This window comes from Micromonospora sp. IBHARD003, from assembly GCF_056106285.1.
In genome coordinates this window covers 472,210-486,315 of record NZ_JBWBBX010000001.1, presented here as the reverse complement: position 1 = coordinate 486,315, position 14,106 = coordinate 472,210, and the positions used below count along the sequence as shown (strand labels likewise).

At 71.6% G+C, this 14,106-nt stretch carries 13 protein-coding genes, 1 pseudogene and 1 riboswitch; of the genes and pseudogenes, 2 read left to right on the top strand and 12 right to left on the bottom strand.

Annotation, left to right across the window (positions count from 1 at the left end):
* Positions 1-92: 92 nt before the first annotated feature.
* The 5 genes from ACTWOL_RS01965 to ACTWOL_RS01945 all read right to left on the bottom strand — a co-directional run bounded on the left by ACTWOL_RS01965 (position 93) and on the right by ACTWOL_RS01945 (position 3,627).
* Entirely contained in the window at positions 93-1,136 is a 1,044-nt protein-coding gene (locus tag ACTWOL_RS01965) for a PHP domain-containing protein (RefSeq protein WP_474293629.1), read from the bottom strand.
* A gap of 19 nt (positions 1,137-1,155) precedes the next feature.
* Positions 1,156-1,524, bottom strand: coding sequence for a VOC family protein (locus ACTWOL_RS01960; RefSeq protein WP_474293627.1), 369 nt, complete (start codon positions 1,522-1,524; stop codon positions 1,156-1,158).
* A 58-nt stretch (positions 1,525-1,582) separates the two neighbouring features.
* Positions 1,583-2,278, bottom strand: a complete 696-nt coding sequence (locus ACTWOL_RS01955; protein WP_474293625.1) for a glycoside hydrolase family 75 protein — start codon at positions 2,276-2,278, stop codon at positions 1,583-1,585.
* A 33-nt stretch (positions 2,279-2,311) separates the two neighbouring features.
* Positions 2,312-2,785 carry an NUDIX hydrolase gene (locus tag ACTWOL_RS01950; RefSeq protein ID WP_474293623.1) on the bottom strand — a complete coding sequence of 158 codons (474 nt, stop codon included), beginning with the start codon at positions 2,783-2,785 and terminating at the stop codon, positions 2,312-2,314.
* An 80-nt stretch (positions 2,786-2,865) separates the two neighbouring features.
* A complete protein-coding gene (locus ACTWOL_RS01945; protein WP_474293621.1) occupies positions 2,866-3,627 on the bottom strand; it encodes a LolA-like protein in 762 nt (253 codons plus the stop codon).
* Between ACTWOL_RS01945 and ACTWOL_RS01940 the strand changes: the two genes are divergently transcribed.
* Together ACTWOL_RS01940 and ACTWOL_RS01935 are read left to right on the top strand one after the other, a co-directional pair.
* Positions 3,616-5,187, top strand: a complete 1,572-nt coding sequence (locus tag ACTWOL_RS01940) for an NADP-dependent succinic semialdehyde dehydrogenase (protein WP_474293619.1) — start codon at positions 3,616-3,618, stop codon at positions 5,185-5,187. The two genes, ACTWOL_RS01945 and ACTWOL_RS01940, sit on opposite strands and share 12 nt — an antisense overlap.
* A 236-nt stretch (positions 5,188-5,423) precedes the next feature.
* A complete protein-coding gene (locus ACTWOL_RS01935; RefSeq protein ID WP_474293617.1) occupies positions 5,424-6,641 on the top strand; it encodes a threonine synthase in 1,218 nt (405 codons plus the stop codon).
* 13 nt (positions 6,642-6,654) lie between these two features.
* Here the strand turns inward: ACTWOL_RS01935 and ACTWOL_RS01930 are convergent, their stop codons facing one another.
* The 7 genes and pseudogenes from ACTWOL_RS01930 to ACTWOL_RS01900 all read right to left on the bottom strand — a co-directional run bounded on the left by ACTWOL_RS01930 (position 6,655) and on the right by ACTWOL_RS01900 (position 13,833).
* Complete coding sequence (locus tag ACTWOL_RS01930) at positions 6,655-8,097, bottom strand: FAD-dependent oxidoreductase (protein WP_474293615.1); 1,443 nt, start codon at positions 8,095-8,097, stop codon at positions 6,655-6,657.
* A 138-nt stretch (positions 8,098-8,235) separates the two neighbouring features.
* Positions 8,236-8,808 (bottom strand): PadR family transcriptional regulator, encoded by a 573-nt coding sequence (locus tag ACTWOL_RS01925; protein ID WP_474293613.1) that lies wholly within the window; start codon positions 8,806-8,808, stop codon positions 8,236-8,238.
* A 56-nt stretch (positions 8,809-8,864) separates the two neighbouring features.
* Positions 8,865-10,880, bottom strand: a complete 2,016-nt coding sequence (locus ACTWOL_RS01920; protein ID WP_474293611.1) for an oxidoreductase — start codon at positions 10,878-10,880, stop codon at positions 8,865-8,867.
* A gap of 198 nt (positions 10,881-11,078) precedes the next feature.
* Complete coding sequence (locus ACTWOL_RS01915) at positions 11,079-11,945, bottom strand: ATP-binding cassette domain-containing protein (protein ID WP_474293610.1); 867 nt, start codon at positions 11,943-11,945, stop codon at positions 11,079-11,081.
* Entirely contained in the window at positions 11,942-12,691 is a 750-nt protein-coding gene (cbiQ, locus tag ACTWOL_RS01910) for a cobalt ECF transporter T component CbiQ (RefSeq protein ID WP_474293608.1), read from the bottom strand. The genes ACTWOL_RS01915 and cbiQ overlap by 4 nt, the downstream gene beginning before the upstream one ends.
* A gap of 138 nt (positions 12,692-12,829) precedes the next feature.
* Positions 12,830-13,135, bottom strand: a pseudogene (locus ACTWOL_RS01905) (energy-coupling factor ABC transporter substrate-binding protein); the annotation flags it as partial.
* On the bottom strand, positions 13,132-13,833 hold the full coding sequence (locus ACTWOL_RS01900; RefSeq protein ID WP_474301073.1) for an energy-coupling factor ABC transporter permease: 702 nt from the start codon (positions 13,831-13,833) through the stop codon (positions 13,132-13,134). The pseudogene ACTWOL_RS01905 and the gene ACTWOL_RS01900, both read right to left, overlap by 4 nt.
* Before the next feature lie 30 nt (positions 13,834-13,863).
* Positions 13,864-14,084: riboswitch (cobalamin riboswitch) on the bottom strand.
* Positions 14,085-14,106 lie beyond the last annotated feature (22 nt).

Below are 14,106 nucleotides of genomic sequence, written 5' to 3'. Positions count from 1 at the left end.
GTTCCCCTTCCACGGTCGCACCTCATGGCCCGAAGAGCACGGCCCGGACACCGGGAGCCGGTGGTGCTTCCGGGACCCGGCTGCCCGGCCGCTCAGCCCACCGGGACCTCCCGCGTCCTCGTCCAGTGCAGCAATGCGTCGGCCGTCCAGGTGTTGATGACCCGGCCCTCGGGCACACCGCACTCCTCGGCCCTGGCGCAGCCGGCCGACAGCCAGTCCAGCTGTCCCGGCGCGTGAGCGTCCGAATCGACCGAGAACAGCGCCCCCGACGCGACCGCCTCGCGCAGCAGCCGGCGGGGCGGATCGAGACGGTCCGCACGGCTGTTGATCTCCACGGCCGTCCCCGACTCCGCACACGCCGCGAACACCTGCCCGGCGTCGAACTCCGACTCCGGTCTGCCCCGGCCCCCGTCACGCCCCGTCAGCAGCCGGCCCGTGCAGTGGCCGAGGACATCCACCAGCGGACTGCCGACGGCCGCCAGCATCCGGCGGGTCATCGGCCGGGCCGGCATACGGAGCTGGGAGTGCACCGACGCCACCACCAGATCCAGCCGGTCCAGCAGTTCCGGGTCCTGGTCGAGCGAGCCGTCCGGCAGGATGTCGCACTCGATCCCGGTCAGCAACCGGAACGGCGCCCATGTCCGGTTGAGTTCGGCCACCACGTCGATCTGCTCCCACAGTCGCTGCGCCGACAGCCCGCGCGCGACCTTGAGCCGGGGGGAGTGGTCGGTGAGCACCGCCCACTCGTGCCCCAGTGCCGCCGCGGTCCTGCCCATCACCTCGATCGGGCTGCCGCCGTCCGACCAGTCCGAATGCAGATGGCAGTCGCCGCGCAGCGCTGCCCGAAGCGCCCGGCTGGCATCCCCGTCGGCCGACCGCGCGCCCGACTCCTCCTCCAGCCGTCGCAGATACGCCGGTACCTCACCGGCCAGAGCCTCCCGGACCACCTGGGCCGTCTTGGGCCCGAGACCCCGTACGGTCTCCAGCGAACCGGACGCGACACGTTCGCCCACCCCCTCCTCACCCAGCGACACGACCGCCGCCGACGCGGTGCGGAAGGCCCGTACCCGGTACGTCGGAGCCCCGGACCGCTCCAGCAGGAACGCGATCCTGTCCAGTGCCTCCACGGGATCCATGGCGTGGCGGGACTGCCCGCTACTCCTGGAGCACGGACAGGATGTTGCCCGCGGGATCCTTGAACCAGGCGATGGCGGGCCCCGCATGACGGGCGATGCCCCGGTCGTCCTGTCCGAAGCCCTCGTAACGCTCGAACACCACTCCGCGCTCGACCAGCCGGTCGACGGCGCCGTCGATGTCGTCCACCGGGAAGTTGAGCACCGTGAACGCGGCGGGCGTGTGGTCGTCCTTCGGATACACGAGCACTCTGGTGTCCCCTGCGAGGTGGAGAGTGAGCAGTCCGTGCTCCTCGGACACCCGCAGCCCGAGCGTTTCGCCGTAGAACTCCCTCGCCTTGGCGATGTCGTCGGCCGAGAAGCCGCTGAATGCCTTGCTGTCTCCCAACATGCCCCGCTTCACCTTCCTCCCACAGTCCGGGTGCTCACGGCCCGGCACCGCGCCGACTTCATCCTCCCCCTTCGTCCGGCATCGGGCCATCGGCGAACCTGCGCGCCAGCCGGTCACCCAGTGTGACGGCTGCCTGGTGGGATTCGATCGGGGAGACCTTCGAGTCGCGGAAGAGTATGTAGGTGACCCCTGACTCGACGCCCCCGCCCTCCGGCCCCGGGTCGATGCCGAGCCGCTCGGCCGTCGCGTACGACGCCTCGCCGATGATGCCCCTCGGACCGGTGTCCCCGACCACCGCGTACAGCACCCTGCCGCGATAGATCACGGCGGCGACCGTGCCCCCGCGTATCCCGTACGACGAGGGCGTCCACCGCGGGCTCGGGGCCGGTACGACCACGAACGGCAGCCGCTCCGCGCTGAGGTAGCGTCCGTCGGACTGCACATAGGCGGTCTGGTCCTGGAAATTGGGGTCGTTGCTGTCGTTGCAGCGCTCGGTGGGCCGCCCGTCGCAGTCGATGTCCATGTCAGCCCGCCAGAACACCACGTCCTCCGTGCCGCACACGGGTATGGTCGCCGGCTCGTCGGCGTCGCTGCGGTACAGACCGTCCGAGATCCTGTCGCAGTCGCGGACCCTCGCCAGCAGCTCGGCCGCCGACACCGAACCCTCGGAGGAGGCACGGGCGTTGGCGGTCCCTGGGAGCGCGGCGAGCAGGGCGGCTCCGGCCGCGGCGAAGGTCTTGAAACGAGGGGACAAGGGAACTCCTCCGGTCGGTAACGGCCGCCGCAGTCAGCGGTGGCCGTGGCGTATGTGATGGGCGAGGCGGTCGAGGAAGATGCGCTGGCCGGGAACGAGCAGCTCCGCCGCCCGCTCCGGAGAGAACCAGCCGACCCGGTCCACCTCCGGGAACTCGCGCAGCACGCCGGACCGCGGGGGCCACTCCATGGAGAACGTCCCGGGCTCCACACGATCCGGATCGAGGTCGCCCTCGACGGCCCAGACCGTGACGAGCTTGCCGCCCGGCTGGCGGCTCTCACCGAGCGCGAGCCGCTCCCCTTCGGGCGCGGGCAGACCGAGCTCTTCCTCGAACTCACGGCGCGCGGCCGCCTCCGGCTCCTCGTCGGGGCCGTACTCGCCCTTGGGAATCGACCATGCGCCCGCGTCACGGGTCGCCCAGAAGGGACCGCCCATGTGCGCGATCAGTACTTCCACGTCCGGGCCCGCGGCCCGGAAGAGCAGCAGGCCGGCGCTGCGGTTGGCCATGCCGACGAGTGTGGTGTCAGCCGCGCGCCGCCGCCATCGCTGATGGGCCTGCCGTAGGGGCCCGCGACCAGCCGTGCGGCTCAGCCGAGCCGCTCGATCAGGGTGGAGATGTCGACGGACTGTTCCGCCGGAGGAGTGGCCGACGGGACCGGCCGGTCGTAGTCGGAGAGGGTGACGCTCGCCCGGTGCGGCCCCGGGCCGGTCTTGACCAAGCGCAACGGATACGGCTTGCCCTCGGCGGCGACGTAGACGGTCGTCGTCCGCCCCGCCCCCTTCGCCGTCAGCGGGATGGTGTCGACGCCGTCGACCTCCGTCTTGCTGCCCTTGGTGAGCGTGGCCCGCGGGCCGGGGGACTTGACGACCGAATCAAGGATCCGGTCGAGGTCGCACACCTCGGCCAGGCCCTTGAGCATGCCGTCGTTCGTCGTACCGCGCAGATAACGGCCCTTGAACAGCTCCGACGCGGCCTTGCCGAACCCCGGCACCTGGTTCTTCCAGAACGCCTCGTCCGGCTTCAGCCACACCGTCTCGCCCCGTTTGACGATCTCCACGGAGCCCTCGTCGCCCATGCTCACGGAACCCGCGCAGTTCCCGTCGCGGTCCACGGTGATGTCGAGTTCGCTCGACGGGAGGGGGCCTTCGGCGAGCTCGCCCGTCGCCGTGATGTGCACGGACGAGGCACTGCGCACCGCTTCCTCGGCCCGGTCGGCGATCTGCCGCGCGCTGAGTGACTCGATGTCGTCGCCCGCGTACGCCGTGCCCCCGCCCACGAGCGCCGCCGCGGCCACCACCGCCACACACACCCGTACCGGCCCCCGTGTCCCGCACCGGTGTCCGGCCACGCCGTTCGCCTCCCTGGCGCCGCGTCCCGTACCCGTCGAGCCTACGTCGCAGCGGCACCCGGCGCCTCTCGCGCTCTTCGCACCGGGGAGGAGCGCCGCGTTGCGCCACCGTGCGGGGCGCGGCAGGGTCGTACATGGGAGTCCAAGGAGGACACAGCCATGCCCATCGCGTCGGTGAACCCCGCGACCGGTGAGACGCTCAAGACCTTCGATGCACTCGGGGCCGAGGACATCGAGAAACGCCTGGCCGTCGCGCACGAGGCGTTCCTGGAATACCGCACCACGGGCTTCGGCGAGCGCACGCGGCTGCTCCGCAGGTCCGCGGGACTTCTCGAAGAGGACCAGGAGGACATCTCGCGGACCATGACCCGCGAGATGGGCAAGCCGATCACGGCCGCCCGGGCGGAGGCGGCCAAGTGCGTGAAGGCCATGCGCTGGTACGCCGAACACGCCGAGCGGCTCCTCGCCGACGAGCCCGTGCCGGACCGCGAAGCCGAGGACTCGGGCGCCGCCCAGGTCTACGTCCGCTACCGTCCCCTCGGTGTCGTCCTGGCGGTGATGCCGTGGAACTTCCCCCTCTGGCAGGTCGTGAGGTTCGCCGCGCCCGCCCTCATGGCGGGCAACACCGGGCTGCTCAAGCATGCGTCGAACGTCCCGCAGACGGCCCTGTACCTCGGCGACCTCTTCCACCGGGCAGGCTTCCCCGAGGGCTGCTTCCAGACCCTGCTGATCGGCTCCGCCGCGGTGGAGGGCGTTCTGCGGGATCCGAGGGTGTCCGCCGCGACACTCACCGGCAGCGAACCCGCGGGGCGGTCCGTCGCCTCGGTCGCGGGGGACGAGGTGAAGAAGACCGTACTGGAGCTCGGCGGCAGCGACCCCTATGTGGTGATGCCGTCCGCCGACGTCGACAAGGCGGCCAGGGTCGCCGTGACCGCACGCGTCCAGAACAACGGCCAGTCCTGCATCGCGGCCAAGCGCTTCATCGTCCACGAGGACGTCTACGACACCTTCACCGAGCGCTTCACCGCACGGATGGAGGGCCTGACGGTCGGCGACCCCATCGAGGAGTCCACCGATATCGGCCCCCTCGCCAGTGAGCAGGGCCGTGCCGATCTGGAGGAGCTCGTCGACGACGCCCTGCGGCTCGGCGCCGAGGCGCTGTGCGGCGCGGGCCGGCCCCAGGACCGCACGCAGGGATGGTTCTACCTTCCGACCGTCCTCGCCGGGATCACTCCCGAGATGCGGATCCACCGGGAGGAGACCTTCGGCCCGGTGGCGACGGTGTACCGGGTGAGGGACCTGGACGAGGCCGTACGGATGGCCAACGACTCGCCGTTCGGCCTGAGTTCGAACGTGTGGACCCGTGAGGAGAGCGAAGTGGCGCGCTTCGTGAGGGATCTTGAGGCGGGCGGGGTCTTCGTGAACGGCATGACGGCGTCCCATCCGGCGATGCCCTTCGGCGGTGTGAAGCGCTCCGGGTACGGGCGGGAGCTGTCCGGGCACGGCATCAAGGAGTTCTGCAACACCACCACCGTCTGGCGGGGCACGCCGCCCCGGTAGTCAGGAGCCCGAGGCGTCGGCCGCCTGTATTCAGGCAGCGCCCGGGCCCACGCCCGGTTCTTCGGTGGGTCGCTGATGCGGTCGAGGCGGCGCGTAACCAGCACTCAGGGCCCTCCCGTACCTCCCACCGGCAGCCGGGGAGCCGTCCCGGCATCGCGGGCGCAGGTGCACCTTTCCGGTCACACGCCGGACTTCGCCGGGCGCCGTCTCCGGCGATTCTGACAAGATCCAGAAGCATGGAAGAGACGTCACCGGCGACAGGCCCGTCGCTCGCCACCGCCCAGCGGTCCCTGTACGACAGGCGGGTACGCCATCCCCTGCAGCCGGTGCTCTTCGCCGGATGCCCGCGCACGTCCACCGAGGACATGGCGTATCCGCTCGACATCGACTACGCGTACGACCGGACGCCTGGGACCCTCTTCCGGCGGCCCGCCGCGCATGGGCTCGACCGCTGGGCCCCGCTGCTCCCGCCGCTCGTCGCGCCCGGGCTGCGCGAGGGCAACACCCCGCTGGTGGCCCTGCCCGACGGCGTACTCGTCAAGGACGAGTCACGCAACCCCACATGGAGCCACAAGGACCGCCTCAACCGTGTCGCGGTCAGCGCCGCGGTGCTCTCCGGCGCCCGCGGCGTCGTCGTCTCCTCCTCCGGCAACCACGGCGCATCCGCGGCGGCGTACGCGGCGCGTGCCGGACTGCCGTGCGTCGTGTTGACGTCCCCGTACGCGCCGCCTGCCGTCGCCTCGTTCGTGCGGGCGTACGGCGCCACCGTGCTCACCGTCCCCGTGGCGGCCGTACGCCCGCTGATGCGCCGTATCGTGGACGAGTTCGGCTACCAGCCCGTCAGCAATCTCACCGACACCGCGCACACCGGGCACGCGTTCGGACCCGAGGGCTACAAGACCATCGCCTACGAGATCTTCCTCGAACTGGGTGAGGTGCCCGGTTCCGTGTTCGTGCCCACCGGGTACGCCGAACTGCTCTTCGGTGTCTGGAAGGGCTTCCACGAGCTGACCGTGCTCGGTCTCGCCGACCGCACACCGAGGCTCTACAGCTGCGAACCCGATGCCGCGGGTGCTCTCGCGGAGGCGCTGCGCACCGAACGCCCCGCCACCCGGGTCCCGGTCGGGGCGACCGGCGCGTACGCCATCGACTGCGAGACGGGCGGCTACCGCGGTGTCCTGGCCGTCCGCGGCAGCGACGGCGCCGCTCTCACCGTCTCCGATGCCGCCATGACCACGGCCCGCGATGAACTGGCCGCCCAGGGAATGTGGGTCGAACTCTCCGCCGCCGCCGGACTCGCGGGACTGCGCACCCTGCCGGAGCGCGCCGAAGGACCGGTCGTGTGCATCGCCACCTCCAGCGGTTTCAAGGACATCGCCACCGCCACGGGAAGCCATGCCCCGATGGACCCGGACTGGGAGAAGATCGCGCCCCTGTTGCGCCCGCCCACCTGAGTCGGTGCGCCGGTCACGAGGACGCTTCGCGTGTCATCGGCGGCTCCAGGGGCGTCGCCGTGATGGCGCCGAAGAGCACCGCGCGGGCGACCTCGGGCGCGAACAGCGAGGTGAGCGGGGACTTCAGGGTGAGCACGGAGCGGAAGGCGCGGCCCACGACGGGGTCACCCTGGTAGCGCTCCTGGATGCGGCCGAGGTACCAGCCCACGGGCCGGTCGAGCGCCCCGGCGGTGAGTGCGTTCCCGGTCGCGCCCGGCATCTTCTTGTCCGCGCCCGCGGAGATGTCCCACGCCTGGCGCGACGCCGCGAACACCGCCTGCTGGACCCGGAGTGTCGTGGAGGTGCGCCGGGGGTCGGCCAGCGCGTCGCGCAGGGCCACCGCGCTCATCGCGGCGACGGCCATGCCCTGACCGTAGACGGGGTTGAACGTGCACAGCGCATCGCCCGTCGCGAGGAAACCGGCCGGACGGCGGCCCGGACGGTCGTAGCGGCGGCGGACGTTGGCGGTCGACCGGAAGCCCCACACCGGAGACAGCGGCTCGTTCTCGAGCATCCACCGGTGCACGAGCGGATGCGGCAGGCGCTGCGCGTAGGCCGTGAACCCCACGTCGTCCGTGGGCGGTTCGTCGCCCCGCAGACCCGAGACCGTGACCAGATAGCTGCCGTCCTCCAGCGGCAGGACGCCGCCTCCGTACACCTGGTGCGGATTGGGGATGACGTAGTAGCCGAGGGCGTCGGTGCCCAGGTGCGCGCTCTTGTTGCGGTAGATGCGCGAGGCGTAGGCGAGGCCGGTGTCGATGGTCTCCTCGTGCGCGGACTCGGCCCCGATCGCCGTGAGCCACTGCGGGGCGCGCGAGCTGCGTCCCGACGCGTCCACGACCAAGTCGGCCTCCAGCTGCCGCGGTGGTACGCCCGCCCCGGCCGCGGCGCCCGCGCCCCGCTCGCGCAGCAGTATTCCGCGCACCCGTGAGGCGTCTCCGAGCAGCCCGGTCACCTCGGTCGACTCGATCGCCGTGACCACCGGATTGGCCAGCACCCGCTGGCGCACCAGATGCTCGAGCTGACCCCGTGAACCGGTGTAGATGTGCGTGGTCGCGGGCGTCCGCCGGAACCACCGTCCGCTCTGCCACTGCACCATGTCCGACGGCATGCCCACGCGCGGGGAGCCCGCCGCCCTCAACTCGCTCATGAATCCGGGCAGGAGAGTGTCGAGGGCGTGCTGTCCGCCTTCCAGCAGCACATGGGGGTGGCGGCTCTGGGGCACACCTGCGCGTGCCTCGGGACCGGCGGAGAAGCGGTCGCGTTCGACCACCGTGACCTCGTCCGCGTGTTCCGCGAGTACGTGCGCGGCGAGCAACCCCGCAAGACTGCCGCCGATGACGACGGCATGCCGCCGGCGCGGTCCGTCCGCACCGGTGCCATCACCCCAACTGCTCGTGCTGTGTGCGTGGTTCACCCAGGCCCCCGTGAGGTCGCTCGTGGTCGGTCCGAAGTGACCAGTATCCCCGTGCAGGGCGGACGGCGACGTGCGGCGGGCCGATTGCCCACCACCGGTGATCAGTCCGGCCGCCCGGCCGTCACCGTGGACCCTCCGTCACCTTGGCCCGGGCGGCATTGTGGTCCCGCCCTCCCCGGGCGGCCGTCCCAGCTCCTCCAGGGCATAGGTCAGCCACTGGATCCAGAACCGCTCCAGATCGATGCCGCCCCGCAGCACCACATGCCGCAGCCGGTCCTCGAGGGAGTCCCGTTCCGGCGGGAAGTGGCGCTTCTCGATGTCGGCGTACTCGGCCAACTGCCGCTCGTGCAGTTCGCGATGGCGACGCAGCTCGGCCTCGAGGCCCTCGGTCCCCACCACGGCCGCGGCCCGCATCCGCAGCAGCAGTGCGTCCCGGACGGGCTTCGGATCCTCGGTCCTGCCCACCCACGCGGCCAGCTCGGTACGGCCGGCGGGCAGCACCTCGTACTCCTTCTTCTGACCACGGGCCGGCAGTGCGGTGGGCAGGGCACGGATGTGCCCTGCCTCCTCCAGTTTCCCGAGCTCCCGGTAGATCTGCTGGTGGGTGGCCTGCCAGAAGTAGCCGATCGAGCGGTCGAAACGGCGGGTCAGCTCCAGCCCCGACGACGGCTTCTCGAGCAGGGCGGTGAGGATCGCGTGCGGGAGTGACATGACCGCATCCTAGGCAGCGGTGCCCGATCCGGACGAAGGTGCCCGGATAGGACCTACTAGACCGCAGCTGCCAGCCTCGTGCCCTGGTCGATGGCGCGCTTGGCGTCGAGTTCGGCCGCGATGTCCGCGCCGCCGATGAGGTGGACCGTGTGCCCGGACGCGCTCAGCTCCTCGTACAGATCACGCCGGGGCTCCTGCCCCGTGCACAGCACGACCGTGTCCACGGCGAGCACGGTGGACGTGCCGTCCACGGTGATGTGCAGGCCCTCGTCGTCGATGCGGTCGTAGGTCACCCCGGCGATCATCGTCACCCCGCGGTGCCTGAGCTCGGTGCGGTGGATCCAGCCGGTCGTCTTGCCGAGCCCCGAGCCGACCTTGCTCGTCTTGCGCTGCAGGAGGTGCACGGAGCGCGGAGGTGCGGGCCGCTCGGGGGTGCGAAGGCCGCCCGGCGCCGCGTACGCGGTGTCCACGCCCCACTGGCGGAAGTAGGTCTCAGGGTCGAGGCTCGCGCCCTCGCCGCCGTCGGTGAGGAACTCCGCGACGTCGAAGCCGATGCCGCCCGCGCCGACGACGGCCACCCGCTCGCCGACCTCGGCCCCGTCGCGCAGCACATCGAGGTAGCTGACCACGCTCGGATGGTCGATGCCCTCGATCTCGGGGGTACGGGGCGTGACGCCGCTGGCGATGACGATCTCGTCGTACCCCGAGAGCAGTTCCGGTGTGGCGAACGTCCCGAGCCGGACGTCGACGCCGTGCAGCTCGAGCTGGCTGCGGAAGTAGCGCAGCGTCTCCTCGAACTCCTCCTTGCCCGGGATCCGCTTGGCGATGTTCAGCTGCCCGCCGATCTCGGCGGCGGCGTCGAACAGCGTCACCTCGTGCCCGCGCTCTGCGGCCGACACCGCGAAGGAGAGCCCCGCGGGCCCGGCGCCGACGACGGCCAGGCGCTTGCGCAGCCGGGTGGGGGAGAGGACCAGCTCTGTCTCGTGGCAGGCGCGCGGGTTGACCAGGCAGGAGGTGATCTTGCCGCTGAAGGTGTGGTCCAGGCAGGCCTGGTTGCAGCCGATGCAGGTGTTGATGGTCTCGGCCCGGTCCTCACGTGCCTTCGCGACGAACTCCGGGTCGGCCAGGAACGGCCGCGCCATCGAGACCATGTCGGCGCGCCCCTCGGCCAGCAACGCCTCGGCCACCTCGGGCGTGTTGATGCGGTTGCTGGTGACGAGCGGCACCGAGACCGAGCCCATCAGCTTCTGTGTCACCCAGCTGTACGCACCGCGCGGTACGGAGGTCGCGATCGTCGGGATGCGGGCCTCGTGCCAGCCGATACCGGTGTTGATGATCGTCGCACCGGCCGCCTCGATCTCCTTGGCGAGCACCACCACCTCGTCGAGCGAGGAGCCGCCCGGTACCAGGTCCAGCATCGACAGACGGTAGATGATGATGAAGTCGTCACCCACGCGCTCACGGGTACGGCGGACGATCTCGCGGGGGAAGCGGGTCCGGTTGGCGTACGAGCCGCCCCAGCGGTCGTCGCGCTTGTTGGTGGCGCTCGCGATGAACTCGTTGATGAGGTAGCCCTCGGAGCCCATGATCTCGACGCCGTCGTATCCGGCGGACTTCGCCAGCTCTGCGGCCCTCACATAGTCCTCGACCGTCCGCTCGACGTCCTCGTCGCTGAGGGCGTGCGGGACGAACGGGCTGATCGGCGCCTGGAGCGCAGTCGGCGCGACGAGCTGCGGGTGGTAGGCGTACCGGCCGAAGTGCAGGATCTGCATCGCGATCCGCCCGCCCGCCGCATGCACCGCGTCGGTCACCGTGCGGTGCTGTGCGGCCTCCGCCTCGGTGGTGAGCTTGGCACCGCCGTCGTAGGGCCGCCCCTCGTCGTTGGGGGCGATACCGCCAGTGACGATCAGGCCGACGCCGCCGCGTGCGCGGGCGGCGTAGAAGGCGGCCATGCGCTCGAAGCCGTTCTCCGCCTCCTCCAGGCCGATGTGCATCGAGCCCATCAGCACACGGTTGGGGAGTGTCGTGAACCCGAGGTCGAGCGGGCTCAGCAGATGCGGGTACGGGGTCATCCGGCGCCTCCTCGCGCAATGTCGTCGTCCCAGTTGTAGACGGTCCGGGGAGCCTTGTGCAACTAGTTGCATAATGTTGGGGGCGTGAGCTGCGCTACGTCGCCCGGGACGGAAAGGGCCAGCACGTCGGGGGCCGGGACGCACTCGCGTCCCGGCCCCCGACGTCCGCTCCGGCCCGTTCCCCGGCGGATCGACCCCTTACATCCCCGGTACCGCCGAGGCCCAGCGATCGAGCTCCTCCGGGGTCCGTGGTCCCTCGCCGTCCGCGTCGAGCAGCCCGTGGGCGCGCAGCAGATCCGCCACCGCCGTCGCCCAGGGCCTGCGCAGCCGCGCCGCCTCCAGCAGCTGCCGGTCGGCGAGCAGCGCTCCGGCCGGCCCCGTCCGAAGCCCGGAGGGAGTGAGCACGGCGGCGTCGTCCGCCCAGCGCAGCGCCAGGTCCACGTCGTGGGTCGCCATCACGACCGTCGTGCCGCCGTCCCGCAGCCGGCTCAGTACCTCGAGCAGCCGTTCCTGGCCGTGCGGGTCGAGGCCCGCGGTCGGCTCGTCCAGGATCAGCACCCGCGGCCGCATCGCCACGGCTCCGGCGATCGCGGCGCGCTTGCGCTGACCGTAGGAGAGCAGATGGGTCGGACGGTCCTCGAGGGCCGTGATGTCGAGTGCCTCCAGCGACTCGGCGACCCGGGCCCGGACCTCGTCCTCGGAGAGCCCCAGGTTCATCGGCCCGAACGACACGTCCTGCCCCACCGACGCCGCGAACAGCTGGTCGTCCGGATCCTGCACCACCAACTGCACGGTCGTGCGCAGCCGGGTCAGTCCGGCCCGGTCGTACGCCACCGGCTCGCCGTCCAGCAGCAGGCTTCCCCGTCCGCAGCGCAGCCCGCCGCTCAGCAGCCGCAGCAGGGTCGTCTTCCCGCCGCCGTTGCGCCCGAGCAGCGCCAGGGAGCGGCCCCCGGGCACGGCGAAGTCCACGCCGTCGAGCACCCGGGGGCCGTCGGCGTACGCATAGCCCGCACCGACCAGCTCCACGACGGGGGACAAGGCCCGGTGACCCGGGGGCGCAGTCATAGAACGGACCTTTCCAGTACGAGGGTGAGTGCCACGATCGACGCGAGAAGGGCGCCCGAGACGGCGAGGAAGCGCGGGGACACCGGCGTCTGGGGGACCAGGACCCGCAGGGTCCCGTCGTAGCCGCGCCCGGCGAGCCCCGTCTGGAGCCGCTGGGCGCGGTCGAAGGCGCGGACGAACGCGGTCGCCCCGAGGCCCGCGAGGGAACGCCAGGTCGCCGCACGGCTGGTGTGGCCGAGACGTGCGGCCTGCGCCTGGCGGATCTGCTGCACCGCGTCGAGCAGCAGAAAACCGATCCGGTACATCACCAGGGCCACATCGACCACCGGCGCCGGTACGCCGGCGCGCACCAGCCGGGGCAGCACGTCCGACACCGGTGTGGTGAACGCGAACAGCAGCACCCCGAGCGAGGCCGCGGACGTCCTCAGCAGCAGTCGCACCGCGTGCAGCGGCCCGTCAGGTGCGAGCGCCACCAGTCCGTCGGGCCCGCCCACCGCGAACAGCAGCGGCACCGCGCCCGTCACACAGAATCCGAGCGGCACCCGCCAGGCCCGCCACAGCAGCCGCGGCGCCACCCCGGCCGGTCCGAGCAGCACCGCGAGGGTCGCGCCCGCGACCAGTACGGCGCCGGGCCACGGCGGCAGCGAGATGGCGCAGACCGTCAGGCCGAAACCGAGGACGGCCTTGTCCCAGGGATGGCGGCGGCGCCAGCGGCTGCTGTGCGCCGCCGCGTCGATCGGCAGCACCGGCCGTCACGCCGTGGTCCGGTCGGCGGGGGAGTCCGCGCCCCCGGTGAACGCTCCCCCGGTGGGCGTGCTCCCGGTGGTGGAGGCCGCGGCCGCCGTCTCGTCCGCTCCGGTGTGCCCGGGCGCCGCCGTGCGCGCCTGTGCCCGGGCCTCGCCCTGCCGGCGCCCCTTGCGCAGCCCGAAGTAGTACGCCAGTACCCCGGCGCCGAGTGCCGCCTGCAGGGCGAACAGCGCCGACTCGATCTCGCCGGACGGCGGTTCGTACAGCGGGGCGAACCAGGGCTCGTAGTCGGGCTGCAGCTCGGTGATGGCGGTCTCGGCCTCGGCGTCGGCGCCGGTGAACGGCTCCTCCTTGTGGTCGCCGAGCCCCAGTACGAGCGGGAGCACGGCCAGCGCCGCCACCAGCGCGAGCAGCAGGGTATTGATCTTCGCGTTGCGGCTCATCGGACCGTGCCCTCCTTGGTGTTGTCCCGCTCTCCGCCCTGGAGCAGCACACCGAGGCGGGTCAGCTCACCCTTGCTGGACTGCACCAGCAGCCGCATCACCAGCACGGTGAGCAGGCCCTCGCTGACCGCGAGCGGGATCTGGGTGACCGCGAAGATGCCGCCGAACTTGGCGAGCGCGCCCATGACACCGCTTCCCGGGTCGGGGAAGGCCAGGGCCAACTGCACGCTGGTGACGCAGTACGTGGACAGGTCCGCCACGAACGCGCCCGCGAACACACAGACCATCAGCGGCAGTTCGAACCGCCGCAGCAGCCGGTAGATCCCGTATCCGGCCCACGGACCGACGATCGCCATGGAGAAGACATTGGCGCCGAGCGTGGTGAGCCCACCGTGCGCCAGCAGCAGTGCCTGGAACAGCAGGGTGATCGTCCCCAGCACGGCCGTCACCGGAGGTCTGAACAGGATCGCGCCGAGTCCGGTCCCGGTCGGGTGGGAGCAACTGCCCGTCACCGAGGGCAGCTTGAGGGCCGACAGGACGAACGTGAAGGCACCGGCCGCGCCCAGCAGCAGGGTCGACTCGGGATGGGCCTTGACTTCCCGGGTGAGTGCCCGCACTCCGTGGATCACGAACGGGGCGGACGCGGCGCCCCAGGCGGCCGCGTGCAACGGGGGCAGATACCCCTCGGCTATATGCATGGTTGGGGAGACCTTCTCCAGCACCTCGTGGATGGACAACGCGCCCCGGCCGGTCTCCTGGCTGACGGGTCCTGCCGCCCGGCTCGGCCTTCCCGGAGGCAACGGTCACCCGCGGCCGTCCAGTGGCTTCCTCCTCGGATGGAGCCGGACTTCCCGATCACAGTGGCGAGGGCCGCACCGGTACTCCACCGGTTTCCCGTTCACCAAGGCGTTGCGACACTAATGCTTTGACCTGGATCATCACAAGCGCGCACGGATGCACCCGCCCGGCGG